The sequence below is a fragment of the Micromonospora maritima genome (assembly GCF_902825405.1).
Taxonomy (GTDB): Bacteria; Actinomycetota; Actinomycetes; order Mycobacteriales; family Micromonosporaceae; genus Micromonospora; species Micromonospora maritima.
The window spans coordinates 1-2029 of record NZ_CADEAU010000741.1 but is presented as its reverse complement, the minus strand read 5'-3'; the positions used below and the strand labels follow the sequence as shown (position 1 = coordinate 2029).

General features: G+C 69.8%; 3 protein-coding genes. 1 reads left to right on the top strand and 2 read right to left on the bottom strand.

Annotation, left to right across the window (positions count from 1 at the left end; translation table 11 throughout):
• Positions 1 to 603: ABC transporter permease (locus HUW36_RS31755; RefSeq protein WP_174531439.1), on the bottom strand; the 603-nt coding region annotated here is incomplete at its 3' end.
• Positions 596 to 1510 (bottom strand): ABC transporter ATP-binding protein, encoded by a 915-nt coding sequence (locus HUW36_RS31750; protein ID WP_174531438.1) that lies wholly within the window; start codon positions 1508 to 1510, stop codon positions 596 to 598. The genes HUW36_RS31750 and HUW36_RS31755, both read right to left, overlap by 8 nt.
• 84 nt (positions 1511 to 1594) lie before the next feature.
• Between HUW36_RS31750 and HUW36_RS31745 the strand changes: the two genes are divergently transcribed.
• Positions 1595 to 2029, top strand: a 435-nt coding sequence (locus HUW36_RS31745) for a GbsR/MarR family transcriptional regulator (RefSeq protein ID WP_246248421.1), incomplete at its 3' end; no start/stop codon positions are given.

The following is a 2029-nucleotide window of genomic DNA, read 5'->3' as shown; positions in this document are numbered from 1 at the left end:
GGCGGCGTAGGTGAGGACGGCGACGCCTGCGGTGCCCGCGAGTGCGGCGGGCCGGCTGCCGGTGGCCGCGCCGATGGTGATCGCGATCGTTCCGAAGACGATGATCAGCAGTGCCAGGGCGAGGCACTGGGCGGTGAACTGGCCGACGCTGATGCTGTCGAGCCGGGCGCCGGGCCGGACGGCGAGCATGGCCAGCAGGACCACTCCGGCGATGAGGGCGGCGCCGGCGGTGAGCGCGGCGAAGCGGTGCAGCAGCAGTCGGGTTCGGCTGACCGGGTGGGCGAGGAGCAGGTCGAGGTAGCCGGCCTCCTCGTCGCCGGCGATGGCGCGGGTGCCGGTGGCGATGCCGAAGATGACGGCGACCAGGGGCACGATGATGCCGAAGACGCTGGAGCCGAGATACCCGGCGGCGGAGGTGAGGTCGTCCATCCGTAGCGCCTCGCGTAGCGCGGGGGAGAAGCCTTGAGCGGTCTGCCCCATCGCGCCGTCGGCGACCTGTGGGTAGAAGCCGGCGTAGATGGCGCCGATCAGGGCGGTGCCGGCGGCGAAACCGGCCAGGCCGCGCCGGCCGTCCCACAGGGTCTTGGTCAGGACGTCAGGCATTCGTGGTCTCCCTGCTTGCGGCGTCGGCCTGGTAGTAGGTGAGGAACAGCTGTTCCAGGTCGGGTTCGGTGGCGCGCAGCGTGGCGACCCGGTGCCGCGCGAGGACGCGGATGAGTCCGTCAGGACTGCCGGCGAGCTGGAATCTCGCGGTCGGGCCGTCGACGGTCAGGTCGGACACCTGCGGCAGGGCGGCGAGCGCGGGTCTGTCGATCGGGCCGCTGAAGGTGACCTGAAACTCGTGCGTGCTGTGGTCTCGGAGTCGAGCCACCGTGTCGAGCGCGACGAGACGGCCCTCGCGGATGATGCCGACCCGGTCGGCGATCGCCTCGACCTCGCTCATGATGTGCGAGGACATGAACACCGTCTGGCCGGCGGCCCTTGCCTCGCGGACCAGGTCGAGGAAGGTCTGTTGCGCCAGGGGGTCCAGCCCTGATGTCGGCTCGTCCAGGATCAGCAGGGCCGGGCGGTGCATGAACGCCTGCACCAGGCCGACCTTCTGCCGGTTTCCCTTCGACAGGGTGCCGATGCGCGCCGTCAGGTCCAGCTCCAGCCGCCCGGCCAGCTCGTCGATGCGTGCCCTTGATGTGTCATCGCGTAGGCCGGCCAGGAAGGTCAGGCACTCGGTTACCCGTTGCCGCGGGTTGACGACGAAGTCACCGGCCAGGTAGCCGACGCGCCGGTGCAACGACACGGCGTGCCGGCGTGGGTCGTGTCCGAACAGCAGTGCGCGTCCGCTGGTCGGTCGGATCAGGTCCAGCAGCACGCGGATGGTGGTCGACTTGCCGGCCCCGTTCGGGCCCAGATAGCCGAACACCTCGCCCTCGGCCACCGAGAGGTCCAGGTCCACCAGGCCCCTGCGGCGACCGTACGTCTTGGTCAGCTTCTCCAGCTGGATCACGTCGTCCATGTCTTGCAGAGTATCGAAATTTCAAAGAACTCTGAAGAGTGCAAGATGTTAGGATTTCCGCTGATCGAGGAGGGGAGGACGCGGATGGCACTGAGCGATCCGGCGGAGCGGCTGGCGCTCGCCCTCACCGAGGGTGGCCTGCAACGGATGACCGCCCGCGTGCTGGCGGCGTTGTTGTTCACCGAGCAGGAGACGATGACCGCCGGCGAGATCGCCGACACCCTGACCATCAGCTCCGGCAGCGTGTCCACCGCGGTCAAGTCGCTGTCGACGGTCGGGCTGATCGAACGGGTGCCCGCCCCGGGCAGCCGCCGGGAGCACTTCCGGCTCCGCGAGGGCGCGTGGGCGACCCTCATGTCCGGTCAGAACGCGATGATCGGAACCATGCGGGACGCCGCCGAGGAGGGCATCACCGCGACCGGCGCGGACAGCGTCGCCGGCGCCCGCCTCGCCGAGATGCGCGACTTCTACGACTACCTCTGGCGGGAACTGCCGGCCCTGATCGACCGGTGGCGGGAC

Bases quoted from the DNA above. Each gene is read 5' to 3' on its own strand.
- HUW36_RS31750 (WP_174531438.1), bottom strand. From the start codon at position 1,510: ATGGACGACGTGATCCAGCTGGAGAAGCTGACCAAGACGTACGGTCGC.